This window comes from Shewanella goraebulensis, assembly GCF_030252245.1.
GTDB classification, from domain to species: domain Bacteria; phylum Pseudomonadota; class Gammaproteobacteria; order Enterobacterales; family Shewanellaceae; genus Shewanella; species Shewanella goraebulensis.
In genome coordinates this window covers 4,849,477-4,875,068 of the sequence record NZ_CP126972.1, presented here as the reverse complement: position 1 = coordinate 4,875,068, position 25,592 = coordinate 4,849,477, and the positions used below count along the sequence as shown (strand labels likewise).

Genomic DNA, 25,592 nt, shown 5'->3' with positions numbered 1-25,592 from the left:
ACCCGATGATTTATGATTCCCTTTGATTTAGAGGTCACTTAGCGTGCTAGCCGATCAACTTAAAACATATCTAGCTGAAACCAATATTTCAGCGACAGAAACTCAACAGCAACAATTGGTTGGGTTTGTTACCATGCTAAATAAATGGAATAAAGCCTATAACCTGACATCAGTCAGAGATCCTGAACAGATGTTAATCCGTCATGTTATGGACAGTTTAGTGGTTTCTCCTTATCTTAAGGGACAAAGATTCATTGATGTTGGGACTGGACCAGGCTTACCTGGGATCCCATTAGCTATTTTAAATCCTGACAAAGAATTTGTACTTCTAGACAGTTTAGGAAAGCGGATCCGTTTTCAAAAGCAGGTTCAGTTTGAATTAAAGATCAATAACATTACTTCAGTTGAAAGCCGTGTTGAGGCTTATGAACCTGAGCAAAAATTTGATGGTGTAATTAGCCGTGCATTTGCCTCAATTGAAGATATGTTGACTTGGTGTCATCACTTACCTGCTGATAATGGTCAATTTTATGCGTTAAAAGGCCAACTCAGTGAAACTGAATTAACCAGTATTCCAACTGAATTTGATGTAGTAGAAACCATCACATTGACAGTGCCAAAGTTAGATGAACAAAGACATCTGTTAAAGCTAGTGAAGAAATCATAACGCTGGCAATAAAATAAATATTATCGGACATCGTAAATATGTCCTTAGGGTGAACACGTGGGTAAAATCATTGCCGTAGCCAACCAAAAAGGTGGCGTAGGAAAAACAACAACTTGTGTTAATTTAGCAGCCTCGCTTGCGGCCACAAAACGCAAAGTGCTGTTAATCGATCTTGATCCACAGGGTAATGCCACTATGGGGAGTGGTGTTGATAAATACGAAGTTGAAAATACCGCTTACGAATTACTTGTCGAAGAAAAATCTTTTGCCGAAATAGTCATTAAAGATACGACGGGCAAATATGATCTGATTGCAGGAAATGGTGATGTTACCGCAGCTGAAATTAAACTCATGGAGTTTTTCGCCAGAGAAATTAGATTAAAAAATGCATTGGCAGAAGTAAAAGATGATTATGATTTTATCTTTATTGATTGCCCGCCATCACTGAACATGCTGACAGTTAATGCCATGTCGGCTGCTGACTCAGTGTTAGTGCCAATGCAATGTGAATACTATGCCTTAGAAGGCTTGACAGCACTGATTGATACCATAACTAAGTTAGGCGCTATGGTTAATCCTAACTTGAGCATCGAAGGGATCTTACGAACAATGTATGATCCTCGTAATAGATTATCAAATGATGTATCTGATCAATTAAAACAACATTTTGGCGAAAAAGTTTACCGCACAGTGATCCCGCGCAATATTCGATTAGCTGAAGCGCCAAGTTTTGGGGCTCCTGCAATGTATTACGATAAATCTAGTGCTGGTGCCAAAGCCTATTTAGCTTTAGCGGGTGAAATCATTCGCCGCGCAGAGCAACAAACAGAATCTAAGTAAGCGTAAGGGAATAAAATGACGTTAAAAAAACGCGGTTTAGGTAAGGGCTTGGATGCTTTGTTAAGTAATAGCAACGCTGCTAGCCGAAAAACTGAGCTGACTCAAACAGAAGCTGAAGTAATCCAAGCGCCAAAGGAAGATGGCTTATTGATGCTCGATTTAGATTTACTGCAGTCAGGTAAGTATCAACCGCGTAAAGACATGTCACCTGAAGCGTTAGAAGAGTTAGCGGAGTCAATTAAATCACAAGGTGTTATTCAACCTATTGTTGTGCGTAAAATTGATGCCGAAAAATATGAAATTATTGCAGGTGAACGCCGCTGGAGAGCATCGCAAATAGCTCAATTAGACAAAGTCCCATGTATTGTTAAACAGGTCCCGGACGAATCAGCAGTTGCCATCGCTTTAATTGAAAATATTCAACGTGAAGACTTAAACGCTATGGAAGAAGCTATAGCATTACAGCGATTACTAGAAGAATTTGAATTAACACATCAACAAACCGCCGATGCTGTCGGTAAATCTAGAGCAAGTGTTTCTAACTTATTACGTTTAAATAGTTTAAATGAGCCTGTTAAACGTTTATTAGAATATGGTGATATAGACATGGGTCATGCTCGTGCTTTACTTGCTATTGAAGGTGAAGAGCAAACTAATTTAGCTCGATTGGTCGCTTCTAAAGAAATGACAGTTCGCGAAACTGAACGATTAGTGAATAAAGCTCTAAATCCGACTAAAGAAGCCGAAAAACCAACTAAAGATCATGATGTAACCCGCTTAGAGCAACAGTTAATTGAAAAGTTAGGTGCTAAAGTGGCGATAAATCATGGCAGTAAAGGTAAAGGTAAAATTGTAATAAACTACCAAGATCTTGCTGAATTGGATGGAATACTTAGCAAAATTCACTAAATCCCCCAACAAAGTCATTTCAATAGTAACTTTGTAACAAGGCGTAATTTTGACTTTTTAGAAATTTAGAGCCAAATCACGCCTAATATCACTGTTTAACCTCTCATCAAAGTTGCAAACAAGGTGTGAAAAGGTATACTTTGCATGCTTTTTTTCCTGTCTGAGTTGTTAATGATCACATTAATGGCCCAGTGGAAAAATAAGTACTAATGCGGAGATTCAAAATTGAGTAAGGTTTTAGCGCGTCGTGGCCGGTGGTCAGCCTATCGAATAGTGTTGTTGCAGGCGGCGGTAGCTGGGGGAACTTCAATTTTCTTTTTCGCTCTGTGGGGAGCTCAGTATGGCTTATCTGCTTTAGCAGGTGGTCTTATTGCTGTACTCCCTAATTTTGTATTCGCAACCCTTGCTTTCTCTCATGCGGGAGCTAAAGCGTCAGGAAAAGTCGTTTGGATGTTTTTCTTGGGGGAAGCGGTAAAGTTGCTGCTAACCATTGTGTTATTTGCCATCGCATTTGGCATGCTAAAAACGCCATTTTTGCCGTTATTTAGCTGTTATTTGTTGGCATTACTAATACCTTGGACAGCCCCTTTATACTTCAAGCAAAATTAAGTGAGATTAATCATGGCGACAACTGGTGAAGCATTAACTGCTTCCGAGTATATCCAGCATCACCTGACTAATGCGAAAATGTGTTCTGCCGATGGCGGAATTGCTTTTAACTATGCATGTCAAGATGCCGGGTTTTGGACTTGGCACATTGACTCACTTTTGTTTTCAGTAGGTCTTGGGGTTCTATTTTTGTGGGCATTCTTCAAAGTAGGACAAAAAGCAACAACTGGCGTTCCAGGTAAATTTCAATGTTTCGTTGAAATGTGCGTGGAAGGTGTAGATAAAATCGTTAAAGACTCATTTCATGGGCGTAACGCTGTTATCGCACCATTAGGTCTGACTATCTTTGTCTGGGTTTTCCTGATGAATTTAATGGACTTAATTCCAGTTGACTTTGTACCTGAAGCCGCAAACAGATTTTTAGGTGTTCCTTACCTTAAAATTGTACCAACAACCGACTTAAACGTAACTCTTGGTCTAGCCTTGAGCGTGTTCGCGTTGATTGTTTTTTACAGTATTAAAGTAAAAGGATTTGGTGGTTTCACAAAAGAAATGACCTTACAACCTTTCAATCATTGGTCTTTGATTCCAGTAAACTTAGTTTTGGAAACAGTGACTTTGATTGCGAAGCCGATTTCATTATCACTTCGTCTGTTTGGTAACCTGTATGCAGGTGAGTTGATCTTTATTCTGATAGCACTGATGCCTTGGTGGGCTCAGTTTGCATTATCAGTGCCTTGGGCTATTTTCCATATTTTGGTTATTGTGCTGCAGGCGTTTATCTTCATGATGCTTACGATTGTATATCTAAGCATGGCACATGAAGAACATTAATTTAATAAAATTAGTTATTTATCGGAGATAAAATGGAAACTGTAATTAGCTTTACAGCAATAGCTGTTGCGATCATGATTGGCTTAGCAGCGCTAGGTACTGGTATTGGTTTTGCTATCTTAGGTGGTAAATTCTTAGAAGCTTCAGCTCGTCAACCAGAACTTGCTCCAGCATTACAAACTAAGATGTTCATCGTAGCTGGTCTACTTGATGCGATCTCAATGATTGCAGTTGGTGTTGCATTATTCTTCGTATTCGCTAACCCATTCTTAGGTCAATTAGCTGGCTAATCGCCCCCCTTAGAAGGAGTTGTCGTTATGAGTATTAACGCTACCCTGCTAGGCCAAGCGATTTCTTTTGCACTCTTCGTGTGGTTTTGCATGAAGTTTGTATGGCCGCCATTGATGAACGCTATCGAAGAACGCCAGAAGAAAATTGCCGATGGGCTAGCTGATGCAGGACGTGCTGCAAAAGATCTAGAGTTGGCTCAAGCGAAAGCTAATGAGCAACTAAAAGAAGCGAAGGCGACTGCTAATGAAATTATTGAGCAAGCTAATAAGCGCAAAGCTCAAATAGTTGAAGAAGCGAAAATTGAAGCTGATACAGAGCGTGCGAAAATCATTGCTCAAGGTCAAGCTGAAATTGAAAACGAACGTAATCGCGTTAAAGATGACTTGCGTAAGCAAGTTGCTACTCTTGCCGTAACAGGTGCAGAGAAAATTCTTCAACGTTCGATTGATCCAGAAGCTCACAGTGACATAGTTAATAAACTTGTTGCTGAAATTTAATTAAGGAATCGGAGTTATGGCTGAAATAAGCACCATTGCTCGTCCTTATGCAAAGGCAGCTTTTGATTTTGCTGTTGAACATAAAGCAATTGAAGATTGGGCAGAAATGCTGAACTTCGCGGCATTGGTTAGTGAAAACGAATCAATTCAACCGTTGCTTGGTGGTTCATTGGCTAGTGCTAAACTTGCCTCACTATTTATTGAAGTATGTGGTGAGCAGGTCAATGCGCAGGGTCAAAACCTTATTAAGGTTATGGCTGAAAACGGTCGTTTAGAGATACTGCCAACAGTCTCTCTACTTTTTGCTGAGTACCGCAATGAATGGGCAAAAGAAGTTGAAGCAACTGTTGTTTCAGCAACTGAGCTAAGTTCTGAGCAGGAAGAGCAAATTAGTGTTTCTCTTGAGAAACGTCTCGCACGCAAAGTTAAGCTGAATTGTAGTGTAGATGCATCGCTTATTGGCGGTGTAATTATTAAATCAGGCGACTTAGTCATTGATGGCTCGGTTAGCGGTAATCTATCGCGCTTGTCTGATAAGCTACAATCGTAATTGGGAGTTTGAGCATGCAACTGAATTCCACTGAAATCAGCGATCTGATTAAGCAGCGGATCGAGCAGTTCGACGTCGTTAGTGAAGCTCGCAACGAAGGTACAATCGTTGCAGTAAGTGACGGCATCATTCGCATTCACGGCCTTGCCGATGTAATGCAAGGTGAAATGATCGAACTGCCTGGTGGCCGTTTTGCAATCGCGTTGAACTTAGAACGTGATTCTGTCGGTGCCGTAGTAATGGGTCCTTATGCTAATTTAGCAGAAGGCGCAAAAGTTAAGACTACTGGTCGTATTCTTGAAGTACCAGTAGGTCGTGGTTTATTAGGCCGCGTTGTTAACACCCTTGGTGAGCCAATTGATGGAAAAGGACCAATCGACAACGATGGTTACTCTCCTATTGAAGTTATCGCTCCTGGTGTTATTGAACGTCAGTCTGTAGATCAACCAATCCAAACTGGTTATAAAGCCGTTGATGCCATGATCCCTATTGGTCGTGGTCAACGTGAATTGATCATTGGTGACCGTCAGACTGGTAAAACAGCGATGGCTATCGATGCAATTATCAACCAGAAAGATTCAGGCATTAAATGTGTATACGTAGCGGTAGGGCAAAAAGCTTCTACAATCGCTAACGTTGTACGTAAGCTTGAAGAGCACGGTGCATTAGCTAACACTATTGTTGTAGTTGCAACAGCTTCTGAAGCTGCAGCATTACAATACTTAGCACCATACTCTGGTTGTTCAATGGGTGAATACTTCCGTGACCGCGGTGAAGATTCTTTAATCGTATATGATGATCTATCTAAGCAAGCAGTTGCTTACCGTCAGATCTCTCTACTATTGAAGCGTCCACCAGGACGTGAAGCATACCCAGGTGATGTATTCTATCTACATTCTCGTTTATTAGAACGTGCTTCACGTGTAAACGAAATCTATGTAGAGAAATTCACTAACGGTGAAGTAAAAGGTACAACCGGTTCTTTAACTGCGTTGCCTATTATTGAAACCCAAGCAGGTGATGTATCTGCATTCGTACCGACTAACGTAATTTCTATTACTGATGGTCAAATCTTCCTTGAAACTGACTTATTTAACTCAGGCTTACGTCCTGCTGTTAACCCAGGTATTTCAGTATCTCGTGTTGGTGGTGCGGCTCAGACTAAGATCATTAAGAAACTGTCTGGTGGTATTCGTACCGCGTTAGCACAGTATCGAGAGCTTGCTGCGTTCTCACAATTTGCATCTGACTTAGATGATGCAACTCGTGCTCAACTTGAGCATGGTGAGCGTGTTACCGAACTTATGAAGCAAAAGCAATATGCTCCTATGAGCATTGCTGCCCAAGCTATCTCAATCTTCGCAGCTGAAAAAGGCTACTTGAAGAGTGTTGAATTAAGTAAAATCGGTAGCTTCGAAGCTGCTCTGCTTTCATTCATGAACAGCGAACATGCTGAGCTTGTTAATACTATTAATGCTTCTGGCGATTACAACGCAGACATTGAAAGTCAATTAAAAGCGGGCATGGACAAGTTCATTGAAACCCAAACCTGGTAATAATTATCGAGGTGTCTTTGGGCACCTTCGGTCCCAGATTGGAGAGTAGAAATGGCCGGCGCTAAAGAGATTAAAACCAAGATCGCGAGTGTTAAAAACACTCAAAAGATCACTTCTGCTATGGAAATGGTTGCTGCCAGCAAAATGCGCAAAGCGCAGGAACGTATGGCATCTAGCCGCCCGTATGCAGAGCATATGCGTAAGGTGATCGGTCACGTAGCGCAAGGTACTCTTGAATATAAACATCCTTATTTGGAAGTTCGAGATGCCAAGCGGGTTGGTTACATTGTTGTGTCAACCGACCGTGGCCTTTGTGGTGGTCTGAACGTCAACCTTTTCAAAAAGGTTGTATCAGACGTGAAAAACTGGAAAGAACAAGGGGCAGATGTTGAATTTTGTCCTATTGGCGCACGTAGTGTTCAGTTTTTCAAAAGCTTTGGTGGAGATATCTCTGCCCATGCCTCAGGTTTAGGCGATGCGCCTAAGTTAGCCGATTTAATCGGTACCGTGAGAGTTATGCTACAAGCTTACAACGAAGGTAAATTGGACCGTCTGTTTATTGTATTTAACAAATTCGTTAATACAATGACCCAGACTCCTGTGATCGAGCAGCTGCTACCTTTGCCTAAATCGGAAGAAGAAGTAGCTAAGTATCCTTGGGATTATATTTACGAGCCAGATCCAAAAGATATTTTGGAAGTTTTACTGACACGTTATGTTGAGTCTCAAGTTTACCAAGGTGTTGTTGAGAATATTGCGTCTGAACAAGCTGCCCGTATGGTAGCTATGAAGGCAGCAACCGACAACGCAGGCGATTTGATCAGCGATTTGCAGTTAGTTTACAACAAGGCACGACAAGCCGCGATTACGCAGGAATTGTCGGAGATTGTTTCAGGCGCTGCAGCGGTTTAGGTTAGGTAACGAAATCAAGTTTAGAGGATTAATCATGAGCACAGGTACTGTTGTCCAAGTAATTGGCGCGGTTGTGGACGTAGAGTTTCCACAAGATTCTGTACCTCAGGTATATGACGCTCTGAAGATCACAGGTGAAGGAACTTGTAATGGTTTGGTGCTGGAAGTTCAGCAGCAACTAGGTGGTGGTGTTGTTCGTGCCATCGCTATGGGTTCTTCTGATGGTCTGCGTCGTGGTCTAGAGGTCGTAAACTCAGGTTCACCAATTTCTGTTCCGGTTGGGGTTGCAACCCTTGGCCGTATCATGAACGTATTGGGTGAGCCTATCGATGAATGTGGCGACATTGGTGAAGAAGAGCGTTATGAAATTCACCGTGAAGCTCCTTCATACGAAGATCAGTCAAGCTCAACAGAACTTTTAGAGACTGGTATCAAGGTTATTGACCTTGTATGTCCTTTCGCTAAAGGTGGTAAAGTTGGTTTGTTTGGTGGTGCTGGTGTTGGTAAAACCGTCAACATGATGGAATTAATCAACAACATCGCAAAAGCACACTCAGGTCTTTCTGTATTCGCTGGTGTTGGTGAGCGTACTCGTGAGGGTAACGACTTCTACTACGAAATGAAAGATTCTGGCGTTCTCGACAAAGTAGCCATGGTATATGGTCAAATGAACGAGCCTCCAGGAAACCGTTTACGTGTAGCATTGTCAGGTTTGACAATGGCTGAAAAATTCCGTGACGAAGGTCGTGACGTACTGTTATTCGTTGATAACATCTACCGTTACACCTTGGCCGGTACTGAAGTATCTGCACTGTTAGGTCGTATGCCTTCTGCAGTAGGTTACCAACCAACACTAGCTGAAGAAATGGGTGTTCTACAAGAACGTATTACTTCAACTAAGTCTGGTTCTATTACCTCTGTACAAGCGGTATATGTACCTGCGGATGACTTAACCGATCCGTCACCAGCAACAACCTTCGCTCACTTAGATGCGACTGTTGTACTGTCTCGTAACATTGCTTCGCTAGGTATTTACCCAGCGGTTGACCCATTGGATTCGACTTCACGTCAATTAGATCCATTAGTAGTTGGTCAAGAGCATTACGATGTAGCAAGCGGCGTACAAACTGTACTTCAACGCTACAAAGAGCTGAAAGACATTATTGCTATCTTGGGTATGGATGAATTATCTGATGAAGATAAAACAACTGTATTCCGCGCACGTAAGATTGAGAAATACTTATCTCAACCTTTCTTCGTAGCAGAAGTCTTTACAGGTTCTCCTGGTAAGTACGTTTCTCTTAAAGACACTATCCGTGGCTTCAAGGGCATCTTGAGTGGTGAGTTCGATCACATTCCAGAGCAAGCGTTCTACATGGTTGGTTCAATCGACGAAGCTGTCGAGAAAGCTAACAAAAAGAAATAACTGAGCATTAGCTTAGTATTTTAGGAGATCTTGATGGCAGCCATGACAGTCAAACTTGATATAGTAAGTGCAGAGAACAGCATGTACAGCGGTGAAGTGAGCTTCTTAGAAGTGAGCGGTACCGAAGGTGAGTTAGGTATTATGCCTAACCATGCTCCTTTGCTAACTAAGATCAAACCTGGCATGGCGCGCATGATTAAGCAAGATGGTAGTGAAGAAGTTATGTATCTTTCAGGTGGTATCCTGGAAGTACAACCTGATTCAATTTCTGTTCTTGCTGACGTCGCTATGCGTGCCAATGATATTGATGAGCAAGCTGCACTTGAAGCTAAGCAACGTGCTGAAGCGAATATCGCTAACGCAGGTGCTGACTTCGATTATGAAGCTGCAACAATCGAATTAGCTAAATCTTTAGCTCAACTTCGTGTTGTTGAAACCATCAAAAAGAACATTGCCAGATAAAGGTTATTGTTTTAAAAAGGCGACCCTAGGGTCGCCTTTTTTGTGTCTGATATTTAGTTTTGAAACAAATGATCTTCAAAATTCATATATAACAACCTCTGTCCGCCTTCATTCAAATATCTTAGTTTCCAGCTGCAATAAAACTGCGTTAAAATAACCACAATTATAGTGAATAGTAGTTCAAGGAAACCTGATGTCATTAAATGTAGTTATTCTAGCCGCTGGTAAAGGAACACGGATGCGTTCTGACTTACCAAAAGTTCTTCATCCTATTGCGCATAAAAGCATGGTGCAGCACGTTATAGATACGGCAAACTCATTAGGTAGCGAAGCTATTCAGCTTGTTTATGGTTATGGCGCTGATAAATTACAAAGCGCATTAGGCGAGCAATCTGTCAATTGGGTACTACAAGCGGAACAGTTAGGTACAGGTCATGCTGTGGCGCAAGCAAATCCAAATATTAATGATGACGATACCGTTCTTATCCTTTATGGAGATGTACCGTTAATTCAACAATCTACACTTGAAAAATTATTAGCTGCTCGTCCGCAAAATGGTATGGCAATTCTGACGGTTAATTTGGATAACCCTACAGGTTATGGTCGTATTGTTCGTGAAGATGGCAACGTCGTCGGTATTGTTGAGCAAAAAGATGCCAATGCTGAACAACTACAAATTCAAGAAGTAAACACCGGCATTATGGCGGTTCCAGGTAAACAACTTAAATCTTGGTTAGGTCGCTTATCAAATGCTAATGCTCAAGGTGAATACTATCTAACGGATATTGTCGCCATGGCAAAAGAAGATGGTGTAGCGATAGATACAGCTCAACCTGAGTCAGCTGTAGAAGTTGAAGGGGCGAATAATCGCATTCAACTTGCACAACTTGAAAGAGCATACCAGGCAAGAGCGGCTGAGAAATTAATGCTAGAAGGTGCAAACCTTCGTGATCCTGCTCGACTTGATATCCGTGGTGACGTCAGCGTGGGTATGGATGTGATGATTGACATTAATGTCATTTTTCAAGGTAAGGTTACTCTAGGTAATAACGTGACGATTGGTGCTGGAGCCATTTTAATTGACTGTGAGATTGCTGATAATGCTGAAATTAAACCTTACTCAATAGTCGAAGGCGCCAAGCTAGGTAAAGCTGCTAGTGCTGGGCCATTTGCTCGTTTACGCACAGGTGCTGAACTCAAAGAAGATGCCCATATTGGTAACTTTGTTGAAATGAAAAAAGCGGTTTTAGGTGTTGGCTCAAAAGCGGGTCATTTAGCTTATTTGGGTGATGCTCAAATCGGCAGTGGTGTAAACATCGGCGCGGGTACGATCACCTGTAATTATGATGGCGCAAATAAGTTTGTTACGACGATTGAAGATAATGTTTTCGTTGGAAGCGACTCGCAACTTATTGCTCCTGTGACTATTGGGAAAGGCGCCACATTAGGTGCAGGCTCTACGATTGCTAAAGATGTCGGCGAGGGTGAGTTAGTTATTACTCGTGTTAAGCAGCGTCACATTAGTGGTTGGGCAAGACCAGTCAAAAAGCCTAAATCATAAAATTGAGCTTTAAAAACTGACATAAAATCAGTCTATTAATCAAATTTATAAACGGTCTGTTAAAGCAGGCCGTTTTTTTATGCCTAACGAAACTGGATATTAATTGTTTGAAATATTGTCAATAAAGTTTCGATTGATTATAATTATCTTTCGAAACGAAACTTATGGTTAATATGAATAAACGTAACACTCAGCAGCGTAGAAATAATATTATCAGTATTTTATCTCAGCAAGGTGAGGTAAGCGTCGATGATCTTTCGTTACGTTTTGAAACTTCTGAAGTCACTATTCGAAAGGATTTAGCTACTTTAGAGGAAGCTGGGCTGTTATTACGCCGCTATGGAGGCGCTGTTGCTGTACCTGATGAAGCTACTCAACCGTTCAGCGCTAAAATTGCCCCAAATAAGTTGTCGATTGCTAAAAAGGCCGCGCAACTTATTAAAGATCATAATCGCATTATTATTGATAGTGGCAGTACAACATCAGGTCTTATTCAGCAGCTTGATAATTTGCGGGGCTTATTAGTCATGACTAATTCCCTGCAATTAGCGAATGCTATTCATGAATTAGAAAATGAACCGACTTTATTGATGACCGGTGGTACTTGGGACCCGCATTCTGAGTCTTTCCAAGGACAAATTGCCGAACAAGTACTGCGCTCTTATAACTTTGATCAACTCTTCATTGGTGCTGATGGTATTGACCTTGAGCGTGGAACAACTACGTTTAATGAATTAACTGGTCTCAGTAAAGTGATGGCAGAAGTATCACGAGAGGTTATTGTGATGCTTGAATCTGATAAGTTTGGTCGCAGAATTCCTAACCTCGAGCTTGCTTGGGAAAACATCAGTGTTTTAGTGACTGATGACCGATTACCTGCGGATATGGTCAACAAAATTACTCAATATGGCGTTAAAGTCTTATTAGCGCCATATAAAAACAAATAAATTAGTTTTATAAATTAGTTTTATAAATTAGGTATTAAATTATGTGTGGAATTGTAGGTGCAGTAGCGCAAAGGGATGTGGCAGAAATTTTAGTAGAAGGCTTAAAGCGTCTTGAGTATCGAGGTTATGATTCCGCTGGTGTTGCCATCATCAATCAAGGTGAATTAGGACGTACTCGTCGAGTCGGTAAGGTACAAGAACTAGATGATGCACTAGCAACTTCTCCGTTAGCTGGTGGAACAGGTATTGCCCATACTCGCTGGGCAACTCACGGCGAACCGAGTGAACGTAATGCACACCCTCATTTATCGGAAGGTGATATCGCGGTCGTGCACAACGGTATTATTGAAAACCACAATAAACTGCGTGATATGTTAAAAGGCTTAGGTTATACCTTCGCGTCAGATACTGACACAGAAGTGATTTGTCATTTAGTCCACCATGAATTAAAAAACCATGACACGTTACTTGCTGCAGTACAGACCACAGTAAAACAGCTTGAAGGCGCTTACGGAACAGTTGTTGTTGATCGTCGTGATAGCGAACGTATGGTCGTTGCTCGCAGTGGTAGCCCATTGGTTGTCGGTTATGGTTTAGGCGAGAACTTTGTTGCTTCTGATCAGTTAGCACTATTACCTGTAACACGTTCATTTGCCTTTTTAGAAGAAGGTGATGTCGCTGAAATTACCCGTCGTGAAGTCAGTATTTTTGATGTTGATGGTAATCCGGTTGAGCGTGAGGTAAAAGAATCTGAAGTGACTCATGATGCAGGCGATAAAGGCGAGTATCGTCATTACATGCTTAAAGAAATTTATGAGCAACCAACAGCAATTGCCCATACGCTTGAAGGCCGAATTGCTGCTGGTAAAGTGTTAGATTCAGCATTTGGTGACAATGCAGCAGAATTTTTAAAAGACATAAAGCACGTGCAAATTATAGCATGTGGTACCAGTTATCATGCTGGTATGGCAGCCCGTTATTGGTTAGAAGACTGGGCTGGCGTATCGTGTAATGTTGAAATTGCGTCTGAGTTCCGTTACCGCAAATCACATATGTTCCCTAACAGCCTGTTAGTGACTATCTCTCAGTCTGGTGAGACTGCAGATACCTTAGCAGCGATGCGTTTAGCAAAAGAGATGGGCTATAAAGCGACCTTAACTATCTGTAATGCGCCGGGTTCTTCATTAGTTCGTGAGTCTGATATGGCTTATATGATGAAAGCCGGTGTTGAAATTGGTGTGGCATCGACGAAAGCCTTTACAGTACAACTTGCTGGTTTATTAATGCTAACCACTGCAATTGGTCGTCATAACGGCATGACTGAAGAGATGGAAGCTGAGATCACTCAAAGCTTACAATCTATGCCTGCTAAAGTAGAGCAAGCGTTAAGTTTAGATGATGCGATTGCTGAACTTGCAGAAGACTTTGCTGACAAGCACCATGCTTTATTTTTAGGTCGTGGTGATCAATATCCAATCGCGATGGAAGGTGCGCTTAAGTTAAAAGAAATTTCTTACATTCATGCTGAAGCTTATGCATCGGGTGAGTTAAAGCACGGCCCATTAGCACTGATTGATGCCGATATGCCGGTTATTGTTGTCGCGCCAAATAATGAATTGCTTGAAAAGCTTAAATCAAATGTTGAAGAAGTCCGTGCCCGTGGTGGCTTAATGTACGTCTTTGCTGATAAAGATGCAGAGTTCGAATCTGATGACACCATGAAGGTGATTCCGGTTCCACATTGCGATGAGTTTATGGCGCCGCTTATCTACACCATTCCATTACAGTTATTGTCATATCATGTGGCATTAATTAAAGGCACTGATGTGGATCAGCCACGTAACTTAGCGAAATCAGTCACGGTAGAATAATATTTTGGCTTGTTAGCAAAACACTCGTGCACAGTTAAAATAAAACTCACGCATCATAACTGTGATTAGTGCAGCCTTTAAACCTCCACGTAAGTCTTACTTATGTGGAGTTTTTTTATTTGTATTTCTTAAGCGCCAAAATGCGCTAATTTTACTCAATTTAAAGTAGTTTAATTTCAGAATTGATATGCCAATAACACAATCAATAGACCGAAAATTTGTTTAATTGAAAATTGCCTATCTACTGGGGGAAAAGTGAATGTTTACACATCTTATGGATTGATTTGGAAATGTTTGTTTTGTGGTTTTTATGTGTTTTTCATATTTATTAAATGCTGTATTTGTTTTGGTTTTTTAGGTGCTATTTCGGCATTTTCTCCACTTTCTTATCTTTTACTAAAATAGTTATTTCTGACAAGAAACAAGGCTTGAGTCCGTTTATTTGCTCGATAAACTGCATGTATCAAATCGTTTCACGAGTCAAAAATGTATGGAAGTTTTCATCAGTTTACTAGGCATGTGTGCCTTGATTGGTTTAGCTATTTTATTGTCAGAAAAACGCAGTGCAATTAAGCCAAGAACGGTACTTGGAGCGCTTGCATTTCAAATCGCATTCGGTGCATTTGTCATGTATTTACCGATAGGGCAAAGCATGTTGGATGGCGCATCTAGCGCAGTAATGCATGTGATCAACTATGGTAATGAAGGTTTAGCGTTTGTATTTGGTGATTTAGCTAAATTCAGTGTTGGTTTTATCTTTGTTATTAACGTTCTGTTTGTTGTGGTGTTTATTAGTGCCTTGATTGCTGTGCTGTATTACCTCGGCATTATGCAACTGATTATCGGCGTTATTGGTGGTGGACTTTCTAAATTATTAGGCACTAGCCGTGCTGAATCATTATCAGCAACCGCCAATATTTTTGTCGGCCCTATTGAAGCGCCATCAATGGTGAGACCGTTTGTTAAACATATGACCCGTTCAGAGTTGTTTGCTGTGATGACAGGTGGCTTAGCTTCTGTTGCTGGTGGCACTATGATTGGTTACATACAAATGGGCGTGGACATTAAATACGTTCTCACCGCAGCCTTTATGACGGCTCCAGCTGGATTACTCTTTGCTAAGTTAATGTGGCCTGAAACAGAAACGCCACGCAATGATATTAAGCAAGTCATGGATGAGCAAGAAGACAAGCCTACCAATGTATTGGATGCAGCAGCAAGCGGCGCAGCTATGGGGATGCAACAAGTGCTTGCGGTATCAGCTCTGCTAATTGCCTTTGTTGGCTTAATAGCCATGGTTAATGGCTTAATTGGTGGTGTTGGTGGTTGGTTTGGTCATGGTGATATCACCATGCAAGCAATCTTAGGTTATTTTTTAGCACCATTAGCTTGGTTAATGGGAGTGCCGTGGAGTGAGGCGACTCAAGCTGCCTCGTTTATTGGCCAGAAAATGGTGATCAATGAGTTTGTTGCTTATATTGATTTCTTAAAAGTCGCTGAAAATTTGTCACCTAAAACTCAAATTATCATCAGTTTTGCTTTATGTGGTTTCGCTAACCTTGGCTCATTAGCCATGGTGATTGGTGGACTGGCCGCTCTGTGCCCTGAGCGCCGCCATGATTTAAGTGAAATTGGTATGAAAGCATTGATTGCTGCAGCATTAGCTAACTTAATGAGCGGAACCATTGCAGGCTTATTATTTAGTTTAGCTAACTAGACACTAATATTTTTATGCCAGCTAAGGTCTTAGTTGGCAACATTGGAGTAAGAGCATGACCCCACACATTAATGCCCCAGAGGGCGCTTTCGCTAAAACAGTATTAATGCCTGGCGATCCGTTACGTGCAAAATACATTGCAGAAAACTTTTTAGATAACCCAAGACTTGTGACAGATGTACGTAATATGCTGGGTTACACAGGCGAATATAATGGTAAAACTATCTCTGTTATGGGCTCCGGTATGGGCATCCCATCGATTTCTATCTACGCTAAAGAGCTCATTACTGAATATGGCGTTGAAAATATTATTCGTATCGGCTCTTGTGGTGCCGTCAGTGACAAAATTAAATTAATGGACGTGGTAATGGCAATGGGGGCGAGTACTGACTCAACTGTAAACCGCACTCGCTTTGCTAATACTGACTTTGCCATGATTGCTGATTTTGGTTTGCTGCGTTTAGCGACCGATGCTGCTGAAAAACAAGGTGCAAGTTATCACGTAGGTAATCTATATTCTTCAGATTTATTCTATTGTGAAGATGAAAGCCGATATGACTTGATGGAAAAATACGGCATTTTAGGTGTTGAAATGGAAGCGGCAGGTCTTTATGGCGTCGCAACAGAATATGGCGCTCGAGCACTTGCTATGATGACAGTGACCGATCATATTAGACAAGGTCTTCACTTAACAGCGGAAGAACGTCAACAAACGTTAAATGAAATGATTAAACTGACTTTAGAGGCAGTTAGTCATATCGATTAACCGAGTTCATTCTGCTTGAACATAAGTATGCCGAACTTACTTCTTTTACGAAATAAGTTCGGCATTGTTGTTTTATCGGTGATTAAGCTGAATATTAAAAGCCGAATTTACCGTTACTGTTTTGCCATTCTGTTTGAGCGGGAATGGTTTCAATGGTGTCCCAGTGTTCAACTATTTTGCCGTTATCTAAGCGAAATAAATCGTAAAAAGCAACATGCTGATTCATAAAGGTTCCTTCACTAATCGATAATACAAAGTTACCTTCTCCGAGTATTTTATGGTTTTTACTGACCACCATAGGCATATTCGCAGCAGCAAGTTCACCTAACGCTTTACCTAAGCCACTAAGGCCGTCTGCAATTGCTGGGTTGTGTTGAATATAAGCATTGTCATCATTATCAATAAATTGATTAATCTTGCTCATATCACCTTTCATTAATATGGTTGTGACAAAATCAGCAACAATCGCTTTATTCGAATCAGTTTTATCTAAATCGGTTACTTCAGTCGCACCGTCGAGCTGCGTTCTACCACTTGGATTAGCGGGGGCGATTGCTTGCAGGTTATCCCAGTGCTCAACAATTTTACCTTCTTCAAAGCGAAATACATCAAAACCTACTTTAGGACCAAAAAAGTTATATTCTGTGTGAGTGAAGGTGTAATCACCATCTTGAAATGCACGTTTAACTTTGGCTTTTGCACTTCCTTTAGGGAGTTGCTGCAGTACAGCCCCGAACCCTGCTAATCCGTCGGCAACAGCTAAGTTATGTTGGATATACTTTTCTGGATTGATGTAACCAATCGCTGTTTGCTCGCCCGTTTCGATACTTGATATAACCGCTACTGCTTTTTGCTTATTAGATAATGTTTGTGCGCTTGAGTCTGTCATAGTGATTACTTCCTGATTTGATGTGCATGCGATAAGGCTCAAAAGGCTGGCCGCTAAAAGTGAATGTTTAACAAGATTAGGTGTTGTCATTGTGTTGTCCTCAATTTGCTTGAGAACAATATTAGCGATCGCTGGAGTCACTTGGCAGAGTGTATTTGAGTGTAAAAATGGTGAATATCGAACCTAAAGCAGGATGTTTATTATTATCCAACCTGCTTTAAAAACTGACTTGGTGTGATATTAGTTTGATTTTTAAAGTACTTAACAAAATTGCTGGCATCGTCAAAACCAAAATCATAAGCAACTTGCTGAGAAGGCTTTTTACTGATGACTATATGTCGTTTGATCTCTATAACAGTAAAAGCATCAATCATTTGTTTAGCAGTTAATCCTGTTGCCAGCTTACAAATGTGATTTAAGGTTTTATAAGTGGTATTAACTTGGTTGGCATACCAGCTTGCATCTCGAGTTTTCCGGAAGTGTTGCTGCATTAACTCAAAAAAGCGTGCAAGTTTTACATTTTGCTCTAATGACATGTTGTCATGTTTCGCTGCAGGCCTTAATCGATGTAATATCAATGCCAGCGTTGAGAACAGATACATAACGATGAGAGGATCAGTTTGTTGATGATTAAACTCAATAGTGATTTGCTCAAGCAATAAACGGGTTCGCTGGTAAGTTTGTTTATCAAGTTTTAATAGTGGTGAGTGCTGTTGGTTAAGGTGTGTTGGGGTGTATTTAGGTAAGCGCATATTGGCATGGACTTGATCTAAAAATGCCTGTGTGAAAATAAGCACTTTACCTTGCGGCTTAGTAGAAAAATCAAATGCATGAACCTGTTCTCGCTGAACCAGTAAGACAGAGCCTGCACAGAAAGGGTAATCATTGAAATCAATCATGTGAACGCCTTCGCCTTGCTCAATATAAATGAGCATAAAGAAGTTCACTTTATGAGGGAGCCGTGGGTCGTGGTCGATATTGGCTCTTTGATATAATGATACAAGATCAATTATCTCAAGTTCTTCCTCATCTGATTGCTGATGGTTAAAGCCAATATCGGGTATATTCAACGTTAAACTCCACTAGTTCAATCATAAAAGTGTAGTGGAATTAGACACTCCCTAGCAAGTCATGGGATGAAAGTTCATCATGATTAGGTTGCGCGATAATATGTGAATACTTAGGTAAATACTTAGGTAAATACTTAGGTAAATACTTAGGTGATAGAGTTATTACCTCATTCCTAAACTGGCAACACTGCTGTCTTGAGAGTATTGAATAGCCTCTGCGCATAAACTTTTCTTTTGATTATCATCAGATGAATTGAAATGTGAAATATAAAAATCTAATTCATCACTTGTTTTTTGCGTCATCATCATATCTGCAATGCCTGTTTTATATTTTACTGCCATTAGTTTTCTGATGATATCGGCCTTAGTATTGGATTCTTCTGAAACAATATCACTATAAAAAACATCGCAGACCATTAACCCCGCCATGCCAATCGCATCTTCAGTTGAAAGTTGTTGATTTGCAGACGCCGAGCCCATAAGTAAACAGCTAACAATAGCTGCAGAGAGTAATTTTTTCATTTGGTTACCTCAAGTAAAACTAAGTTTTTCTATACAAAGTCGAATTCATTTTTAGAGAGGTTAGCTAAATATCGGTACCCATATTGTTACTGAACTCTAGAGCTTGATTGTTTTTAGTCTTTTTTATCTATTAAAGAGGGAATAAAAGCTGTTTAAGTCGTTACTGGAGACTAAACAGAGTGAATACCAAGGGTTTAGTGTGGTGTCACTTAAGTCACTTCACTATTTCTTCACTGTCTATCTCATCGTCACTTTGCCGCCAATCATTTTAAAAGCAGGCGTGCCGCGAACTAAGGTATCTCGAGCAAAAGGTGTTTCACATTGTGGACACACACAAGGGGTTTTAGTGTAGTCGTCTACAATGCGTTCTTTGAAGCATTTAACTAATGCCCCTTTTCCACCCTTGCGGTATTTAAATAGCTGGTTTTTACATTTAGCACAAAAAATATCGACGGTGCGGGTTGGTCCTTTAGCGTTGGGTTTAGCCAAAATAACTCCTAATATGGTTGAGGATTAAATGGTAAATCAAACGCAGTAGAGTTGATAGTGACTAGAACCGATAACCAAAATTTGCGGTTACAGTATTCGTATCAAACTTTTGATAGGTATAAACCAAAGAAAACTCGTAATTTGATGCAAAATTATATCGCCAACCTAAGGATGTTAATGCTCCAATACCTTCATTATCAGTATCCACATGCTCATCATCATATCTTAAATTTGCAATGACATTATATTGGGCAACACCTAGTTTAAATAAGAAAGAAGATCGTTGTGATAATGGCTGCGAGTATACAACCGCAAGACGAAAGCTAGATACTTTATCTACGTATGCACTGGTTAACGGGGATAAAATAAAAGAGCCAGTTATTTTTTGATACATGTAGCCTATTTCGCTTCCCCAGCTAGGATTGAATTGATAACGGTAAGCGACTTCATAATGATGTTTTAAGTTTAATATTTCTTCATCAAACCCATGTGCTTCAGCCCAGCGAGATACTCCTAACCCACCACCTAAACTGATAACTTGATGAGATTCGTCAATAAGTTCCTCAGCTGTGGTCAAAGCAGAAACTAGCAACATAATGATGAGGAATATGTATTTCACTTTAAGTGTCCTTGAACTATCAGCCTTAAAAATTGGCGTGTCTTTATATCAAGGTTAAAAGCCAGTTAGCATGTCATTGACGTTTTAGTTTTTGGTTGATGAAACAATTTGTTTGATTAAATAAAAAAGCCTTCAATATCATATTGAAGGCTTTTTTATTTCTAACTATTTAGTGATAATTTAACACCATCGTATTAACCAAACTCTCCACTAACATAACCCTGAGTACGAGAGTCTTGTGGGTTATTAAATACTTGGTGCGTTTCACCTTGCTCTACTAATTCACCCATCCAGAAGAAAGCTGTTCTATCCGAGATGCGCTTTGCTTGGTTCATTGAGTGAGTCACGATAACAATGGTGAACTTTTTACGTAATTCATCCATTAACTCTTCAATCTTATGGGTTGCGATAGGATCAAGTGCACTGGTGGGCTCGTCCATTAAGATAACTTCTGGCTCCATCGCAATAGCGCGGGCAATACATAAACGTTGTTGCTGACCGCCAGAAAGACCAAATGCTGGAGTGTTTAAGCGATCTTTCACTTCTTCCCATAACGCTGCACCACGTAATGAGTCTTCAACAACTTTATCTAATACGGCTTTATCTTTAACGCCTTGGGCTTTAAGGCCAAATGCGATGTTTTCATAAATACTCATTGGGAAAGGGTTTGGCTTTTGAAAAACCATACCAACGCGCATTCTAAGCTGTTTAACATCTACGTCGGCATAAATATCTTCACCTTCAAATGCCACGGTACCGGTAATTTTCACCCCTGCAACTAAATCGTTCATTCGGTTTAGGGTTCTTAGTAGGGTTGACTTACCACAACCAGATGGCCCAATTAGTGCCGTTACCTGACGAGACGGAATATTAATTGAGATATCTTTTAACGCGTGGTTCTCGCCGTAGAATAAGTCTAAGTTGTTTACTTGTAATTTGTTCATTATCTGGCCTTTATATAACACGACTTTTTACGTGTTATTTACTGTTCGTTTTATGAGTACAGCGTGCTTTGTGCACATATCTCATGATGTAATAACTATTTATTGCCTATTGTTTAAGGCGTTTAAGTAAATAGTGATTAGATTTATTTATTTAATCGACCTGCAATCACTTTGGTCGCTAAGTTCAGCATTAATACGAGTACAATCAAGATGGTTGCAGTCGCATAAGCTTGATCCCACTCATGCTGAGTAAATAACTCTTGAGTTAACTTATATAAATGAACAGTCAATGTTCGGCCTGAGTCCATTACAGAGTCAGGTATTTGAGTCACCATACCGGCAGTTAAAAATACCGGTGCTGACTCTCCAATTACTCGGCCAGTACTTAAAATGACTGACGTAACAATGCCTGGTAAAGCACTTGGTAAAATCAAGCGCCAAATGGTGTAAATTTTACTGCTACCTAATGCATAACCGCCTTCACGGTAGCTCATAGGAACTGCCATTAACGCTTCTTCAGTGGTACGAATAATCACTGGTAAAATCAGCATTGCTAATGTCAACGCACCTGAGAGGATTGAGAATCCTAAACCTAAGGTAGTAACAAAGAATGTCATACCAAATAAGCCGTAAACAATTGATGGAATACCCGCTAATGATTCAGTACAAAAACGGATAACCTGTACAAATTTACTGCCAGGTTTTGCATATTCAGTAAGGTATATCGCAGTCATAATCCCAATTGGTGCGGCGAAAGCGAGTGAAAGCAATACCATGTACACCGTTGAGACAATCATTGCCCAAATGCCCGATGCTTCACCAATTCGGGTATAAGCCCCAGTAATAAACTCCCAGCTTACATGACTTAAACCATTTGAAAGGATATGCCACACAACCCATAACAGGAATAAAATGGTTACGCCTGCTGCAGCCCAAATAGCACCATGAAGTAATTTATCTTGGTTCTCTCTCGACAGTAATGATTTTGAGCCTGTTAGTGTCGAAATCGTCGAGTTTGATTGAGTAAACTTAGACATGATTAGTACGCTCTCTTGCGATTTAGATATAGCAGTGAACCGTTAAGTAGCACAATAAAAGCTAATAACACGATACCTGTTGCATACAATGCACTCGAATGGATGCCAGTTGCGTATGACATTTCCATTGCGATGTTTGCTGTTAGTGTTCTTGCTGGTTCTAAAATAGAGCCAGGCATTGCTGGAGCGTTGCCCATTACCATAATAATGGCCATGGTTTCACCAATCGCACGTGCAACACCAAGTGCTACACCCGTTAAAATGCCGCTTTTAGCAGCAGGAATTAATACTTTAAAAATACTGTAAACATGCGATGCCCCAAGTGCTAATGCACCTTCTTTATAAACAGAAGGTAAGGCTCTGATTGAGGTTTCTGAAATAGTAATGACGGTTGGCAAAATCATGATTGCTAATACAATGATCCCTGCTAATAGCGTGTTACCAGCAGGAATATTAAATAGGGTTTCGATAGCTGGGACAATAATCACCAACCCGAAAAAGCCGTAAACAACAGATGGAATACCAGCGAGTAGTTCAACAGCGGGTCTAACGAGATCTGCTAACCATTTTGGAGCAATTTCTGCGAGGAATACCGCAGTAAGAATTGCGATTGGAACACCAATCATAACGGCGCCAGCAGTAGAGATGATTGAGGCGACAATCATCGGGAGTATGCCATATAACGCTGGTGGCAACCATTCTTTACCTGTTACAAACTCAGTAACGCCTGCTTCTTTAAATGCAGGTAAACCTTCGTTAAATACAAACCATCCAATGGTGGAAACAGATAGAACGCCAACCATAGCGCAACATAGGAATAGGCCATGAAAGAAGATTTCTTTAATGTCTATGGCGTTTTTAGGTGCAAGTTGCAGTCCTTGTGGTTGGACTTTAGTTGCTGTATTCATCATATGCCTCGAGGTCGTACTGATGATTAAGTAGTTTTAATTTTTTTAGAAATTACAAAAGAGGAGCATAAGCTCCTCTTAAGATATTTAGTTCAATAATTACTGAACGCGGATGTAACCTTCTTCAGCAACAATGCTTTGACCGTCATTTGACATGATGAAGTCTAGGAAGCCTTGTGCATTTGGATGTGGCTGGTCATTCACTAATACGATGAATGGACGAGCGATTTGGTAGTCACCAGTTGCGATGTTTTTATCAGTAGCTTCAACACCACCTACACTTAGAGCAACTAAAGAATCATCAACTGAACCCAGTGAAATATAACCAATAGCAAATGGGTTGTTAGCAACGATTGTCTTGATCATGCCGTTACCGTTACCTACTTGAGCAGTAGGAGTAATAGCCGTTACTTTATGGCCGTTTACTGTACGTTGTAGGTCCATGATTTCTTCGAAAGCACCACGAGTACCAGAACCGTTTTCACGAGTTACTACAACGATAGGACGTGCTTCGCCGCCAACTTCGCTCCAGTTTTTGATTTCACCACGGTAGATTTTTGAAATTTGCTCTTGAGTTAAGTCTTGAACAGGGTTTGCTTTGTTTACTGCTGCAGCAATACCGTCACGAGCAATAACGATTTCTTTTGTATTGTCGTTTAGTTCATTTTCTTTAATGTTACGAGAAGACATACCAATCATGCTGGTGCCGTCTTTCGCAGCACGAATACCCGCAGAAGAACCTGTGCTTTGCACTTCAACGTTCTTTTTCGCTGTGTTTTGATAATTCTCTGCTAGCACTTCCATAACGTGTGCAACAGATGTTGAACCAGATACTGTAACTGTACCAGCTTGAACAAGAGGTGCCGTCATTAAACCAACAGCAGTTAATAAACCAATCACTTTTTTCATCACAAGTTCCACTTATTATTTGGACTTAAATTTGTACTTAATACCCGTCTTGGATATTGGAAGTTAGCGTGCTTCATTCAGCGCTGTAATTTGAAGCGAGTGCATTAAGACAGATCAATATGACAGTTAAGTTACAGTGAAAAATGTCGCTATCTTTTCGATAGGTGGTATCTAAGATTATGTTTTTGTAGTGTTATTTTAATGTTAATCATTTATCTTTATTAACTATAATTCAGTAAAAAGTTATCAGGTTTTCTTAAATTAACTTAAACATGCGCAAGGCATTACTTATGCTGGTTGGTGGTGCTTTTTGGATCTCGCTGGGGCGTAAATAAAGTTTTGTGTTAATAGCTTTTTAAGTCTATTTTAAGTTTGAGGGCGCGATAAATGCTATATTGTGCACAAATTAATTCTCATTAATTATTTTATTAAAGTTTTATTACAGTCGAGCTTAATTATCGATTTAGTTATAAAACTCACAAAGCTTATAACTTTGTCTTTTATTCCTGAAAGGCAAAACATCAACACACTCTAACTTAATTTCTTAAAGGCGGGCTTTATGACAACCGAGATGATCATGATTGGAATGTCTATTCTGGTTGTTATTGGCATTCTATTACATCACCCATCTCGAACTCTTGGTATTCCATCACTATTTATTTTTATGGGTGTAGGGCTGTCATTGGGTAATGGTGAATTTAACTTTGTATATGACAACTTAGATAAAACCGCATGGATAGGCGGGCTGGCCTTAAATGTGATTGTTTTTGTCGGTGGCTTGAATACTTCGACTGCAAAAATAAAAGTCGCTTATAAAGAAGGAGGTGTATTAGCTTCGTTTGGGGTGATTTTTACCACAGTGATATTTGCAGGTATCCTCTATTTGCTACTCGATTTTGATTTTATTATTTGTTTACTCTTTGCTGCAGTGGTGTCCTCTACTGATGCGGCAGCTGTATTTTCAATTTTGGAATCAAAAAAGCTTAAGTTAAAAGAAGAAACCGATACAGTGTTGGAGTTTGAATCAGCAACCAATGATCCTGTTGCTATGTTGATGGTGATTGTATTGACTGAGATGGCATTATCATCAACTCAATCGGTATCACTTTCTTCACTTAGTCTTGATTTAGTCACCCAGATATTTGTCGCAGTTGCTGCAGGACTCTTAATCGGCAAAATTGCGGTTACTTTATTGAGTAAAATTAGTTTATCTGAGTATGGTTTGATCCCTGTATTTGTCTTAGCCAGCTTTATTATTGCTACCTATGGTGCAGACTTATTAGGTGGTAATATCTTATTGGCTTCTTATATTGCAGGTGTGGTGATAGGCAATGGTATTAAACGTGGCCAACAAGTTAACTTGCACTTTTTTAATAGCTTGTCTTGGCTAGCACAGGCATTGATGTTCATTGTGTTGGGGCTTCAGATTTTCCCACAAACATTAATGACAGTATTTTGGGTTTCAATTATCCCAGGTTTATTGCTGATATTTGTAGCTAGACCACTAGCGGTGCAGATGTGCTATTTACCTTTTGTAAAAGCAAGCTGGAAAAAGCGTCTATTTATATCAATGATTGGCTTAAAAGGTGCGACTCCTATTGTGTTTGCACTTATACCGGCTGCTGCAGGTGTACCTGGTGCTATCGATATAGTCCATATGGTGTTCTTTTTTGTATTGTTCTCTATCTTTATTCAAGGCGGTGCGATAGCGCCATTAGCAAATAAGTTAGGCTTAGAGAAAGAAACACCACCAAAATAGTGGCAATCTACTTACTACACTTTAAATTGAG

Annotated in this window: 27 protein-coding genes; 18 read left to right on the top strand and 9 right to left on the bottom strand. The window is 40.3% G+C overall.

Annotated features, from left to right (window positions below):
* The first annotated feature begins 43 nt into the window (after positions 1 to 43).
* The 17 genes from rsmG to deoD all read left to right on the top strand — a co-directional run bounded on the left by rsmG (position 44) and on the right by deoD (position 16,415).
* Positions 44 to 667 (top strand): 16S rRNA (guanine(527)-N(7))-methyltransferase RsmG, encoded by a 624-nt coding sequence (rsmG, locus tag QPX86_RS20570; protein ID WP_220754402.1) that lies wholly within the window; start codon positions 44 to 46, stop codon positions 665 to 667.
* Positions 668 to 724: 57 nt separating this feature from the next.
* Positions 725 to 1,507 carry a ParA family protein gene (locus tag QPX86_RS20565; protein WP_220754403.1) on the top strand — a complete coding sequence of 261 codons (783 nt, stop codon included), beginning with the start codon at positions 725 to 727 and terminating at the stop codon, positions 1,505 to 1,507.
* A 15-nt stretch (positions 1,508 to 1,522) separates the two neighbouring features.
* Positions 1,523 to 2,416 (top strand): ParB/RepB/Spo0J family partition protein, encoded by an 894-nt coding sequence (locus QPX86_RS20560; protein ID WP_285163777.1) that lies wholly within the window; start codon positions 1,523 to 1,525, stop codon positions 2,414 to 2,416.
* 225 nt (positions 2,417 to 2,641) lie between these two features.
* Positions 2,642 to 3,025 carry an ATP synthase subunit I gene (locus tag QPX86_RS20555; protein WP_102529134.1) on the top strand — a complete coding sequence of 128 codons (384 nt, stop codon included), beginning with the start codon at positions 2,642 to 2,644 and terminating at the stop codon, positions 3,023 to 3,025.
* A 12-nt stretch (positions 3,026 to 3,037) separates the two neighbouring features.
* Positions 3,038 to 3,859 carry a F0F1 ATP synthase subunit A gene (gene atpB, locus QPX86_RS20550; RefSeq protein ID WP_220754405.1) on the top strand — a complete coding sequence of 274 codons (822 nt, stop codon included), beginning with the start codon at positions 3,038 to 3,040 and terminating at the stop codon, positions 3,857 to 3,859.
* 32 nt (positions 3,860 to 3,891) lie between these two features.
* Positions 3,892 to 4,149 (top strand): F0F1 ATP synthase subunit C, encoded by a 258-nt coding sequence (gene atpE, locus QPX86_RS20545; RefSeq protein WP_012157432.1) that lies wholly within the window; start codon positions 3,892 to 3,894, stop codon positions 4,147 to 4,149.
* A 27-nt stretch (positions 4,150 to 4,176) separates the two neighbouring features.
* A complete protein-coding gene (atpF, locus tag QPX86_RS20540; protein WP_055025454.1) occupies positions 4,177 to 4,647 on the top strand; it encodes a F0F1 ATP synthase subunit B in 471 nt (156 codons plus the stop codon).
* Between the two features lie 16 nt (positions 4,648 to 4,663).
* The gene (gene atpH / locus QPX86_RS20535; RefSeq protein ID WP_220754406.1) at positions 4,664 to 5,197 is read left to right on the top strand and encodes a F0F1 ATP synthase subunit delta; all 534 of its coding nucleotides are present in this window, start codon (positions 4,664 to 4,666) and stop codon (positions 5,195 to 5,197) included.
* Positions 5,198 to 5,211: 14 nt separating this feature from the next.
* Positions 5,212 to 6,753, top strand: a complete 1,542-nt coding sequence (atpA, locus tag QPX86_RS20530; protein ID WP_220754407.1) for a F0F1 ATP synthase subunit alpha — start codon at positions 5,212 to 5,214, stop codon at positions 6,751 to 6,753.
* Positions 6,754 to 6,804: 51 nt separating this feature from the next.
* Positions 6,805 to 7,665 (top strand): F0F1 ATP synthase subunit gamma, encoded by an 861-nt coding sequence (gene atpG / locus QPX86_RS20525; RefSeq protein WP_220754408.1) that lies wholly within the window; start codon positions 6,805 to 6,807, stop codon positions 7,663 to 7,665.
* 34 nt (positions 7,666 to 7,699) lie between these two features.
* A complete protein-coding gene (gene atpD / locus QPX86_RS20520; RefSeq protein WP_102529139.1) occupies positions 7,700 to 9,091 on the top strand; it encodes a F0F1 ATP synthase subunit beta in 1,392 nt (463 codons plus the stop codon).
* Positions 9,092 to 9,124: 33 nt separating this feature from the next.
* Positions 9,125 to 9,553 carry a F0F1 ATP synthase subunit epsilon gene (locus QPX86_RS20515; RefSeq protein WP_220754409.1) on the top strand — a complete coding sequence of 143 codons (429 nt, stop codon included), beginning with the start codon at positions 9,125 to 9,127 and terminating at the stop codon, positions 9,551 to 9,553.
* Positions 9,554 to 9,746: 193 nt separating this feature from the next.
* Positions 9,747 to 11,114, top strand: coding sequence for a bifunctional UDP-N-acetylglucosamine diphosphorylase/glucosamine-1-phosphate N-acetyltransferase GlmU (glmU, locus tag QPX86_RS20510; protein ID WP_220754410.1), 1,368 nt, complete (start codon positions 9,747 to 9,749; stop codon positions 11,112 to 11,114).
* 173 nt (positions 11,115 to 11,287) lie between these two features.
* Positions 11,288 to 12,061: a DeoR/GlpR family DNA-binding transcription regulator gene (locus QPX86_RS20505; RefSeq protein ID WP_220754411.1), complete on the top strand. Its 774-nt coding sequence runs from the start codon at positions 11,288 to 11,290 to the stop codon at positions 12,059 to 12,061.
* Between the two features lie 41 nt (positions 12,062 to 12,102).
* Positions 12,103 to 13,932 carry a glutamine--fructose-6-phosphate transaminase (isomerizing) gene (gene glmS, locus QPX86_RS20500; RefSeq protein WP_285163776.1) on the top strand — a complete coding sequence of 610 codons (1,830 nt, stop codon included), beginning with the start codon at positions 12,103 to 12,105 and terminating at the stop codon, positions 13,930 to 13,932.
* 490 nt (positions 13,933 to 14,422) lie between these two features.
* The gene (locus tag QPX86_RS20495; protein WP_285163775.1) at positions 14,423 to 15,649 is read left to right on the top strand and encodes a NupC/NupG family nucleoside CNT transporter; all 1,227 of its coding nucleotides are present in this window, start codon (positions 14,423 to 14,425) and stop codon (positions 15,647 to 15,649) included.
* A gap of 55 nt (positions 15,650 to 15,704) precedes the next feature.
* A complete protein-coding gene (deoD, locus tag QPX86_RS20490; protein WP_055025445.1) occupies positions 15,705 to 16,415 on the top strand; it encodes a purine-nucleoside phosphorylase in 711 nt (236 codons plus the stop codon).
* A gap of 94 nt (positions 16,416 to 16,509) precedes the next feature.
* On the opposite strand, the gene QPX86_RS20485 is transcribed toward deoD, so the two are convergent.
* The 9 genes from QPX86_RS20485 to QPX86_RS20445 form a co-directional block, all read right to left on the bottom strand.
* On the bottom strand, positions 16,510 to 17,304 hold the full coding sequence (locus QPX86_RS20485) for a nuclear transport factor 2 family protein (RefSeq protein WP_407696612.1): 795 nt from the start codon (positions 17,302 to 17,304) through the stop codon (positions 16,510 to 16,512).
* Positions 17,305 to 17,507: 203 nt separating this feature from the next.
* The gene (locus tag QPX86_RS20480) at positions 17,508 to 18,374 is read right to left on the bottom strand and encodes an AraC family transcriptional regulator (protein ID WP_285163773.1); all 867 of its coding nucleotides are present in this window, start codon (positions 18,372 to 18,374) and stop codon (positions 17,508 to 17,510) included.
* A 162-nt stretch (positions 18,375 to 18,536) separates the two neighbouring features.
* Positions 18,537 to 18,896 carry a hypothetical protein gene (locus tag QPX86_RS20475; protein WP_220754416.1) on the bottom strand — a complete coding sequence of 120 codons (360 nt, stop codon included), beginning with the start codon at positions 18,894 to 18,896 and terminating at the stop codon, positions 18,537 to 18,539.
* Between the two features lie 237 nt (positions 18,897 to 19,133).
* The gene (locus QPX86_RS20470; RefSeq protein WP_220754417.1) at positions 19,134 to 19,385 is read right to left on the bottom strand and encodes a hypothetical protein; all 252 of its coding nucleotides are present in this window, start codon (positions 19,383 to 19,385) and stop codon (positions 19,134 to 19,136) included.
* 61 nt (positions 19,386 to 19,446) lie between these two features.
* On the bottom strand, positions 19,447 to 20,004 hold the full coding sequence (locus tag QPX86_RS20465) for an outer membrane beta-barrel protein (RefSeq protein ID WP_285163772.1): 558 nt from the start codon (positions 20,002 to 20,004) through the stop codon (positions 19,447 to 19,449).
* A gap of 194 nt (positions 20,005 to 20,198) precedes the next feature.
* Positions 20,199 to 20,948, bottom strand: coding sequence for a phosphate ABC transporter ATP-binding protein PstB (gene pstB, locus QPX86_RS20460; RefSeq protein ID WP_220754419.1), 750 nt, complete (start codon positions 20,946 to 20,948; stop codon positions 20,199 to 20,201).
* A gap of 143 nt (positions 20,949 to 21,091) precedes the next feature.
* Positions 21,092 to 21,985, bottom strand: coding sequence for a phosphate ABC transporter permease PstA (pstA, locus tag QPX86_RS20455; protein WP_285163771.1), 894 nt, complete (start codon positions 21,983 to 21,985; stop codon positions 21,092 to 21,094).
* A 2-nt stretch (positions 21,986 to 21,987) separates the two neighbouring features.
* Positions 21,988 to 22,893, bottom strand: a complete 906-nt coding sequence (gene pstC / locus QPX86_RS20450; RefSeq protein WP_220754421.1) for a phosphate ABC transporter permease subunit PstC — start codon at positions 22,891 to 22,893, stop codon at positions 21,988 to 21,990.
* Positions 22,894 to 22,992: 99 nt separating this feature from the next.
* Positions 22,993 to 23,802 (bottom strand): phosphate ABC transporter substrate-binding protein, encoded by an 810-nt coding sequence (locus tag QPX86_RS20445; protein WP_220754422.1) that lies wholly within the window; start codon positions 23,800 to 23,802, stop codon positions 22,993 to 22,995.
* Positions 23,803 to 24,361: 559 nt separating this feature from the next.
* Here QPX86_RS20445 and QPX86_RS20440 point away from each other — a divergent pair.
* Positions 24,362 to 25,561, top strand: coding sequence for a potassium/proton antiporter (locus QPX86_RS20440; protein ID WP_220754423.1), 1,200 nt, complete (start codon positions 24,362 to 24,364; stop codon positions 25,559 to 25,561).
* Positions 25,562 to 25,592 lie beyond the last annotated feature (31 nt).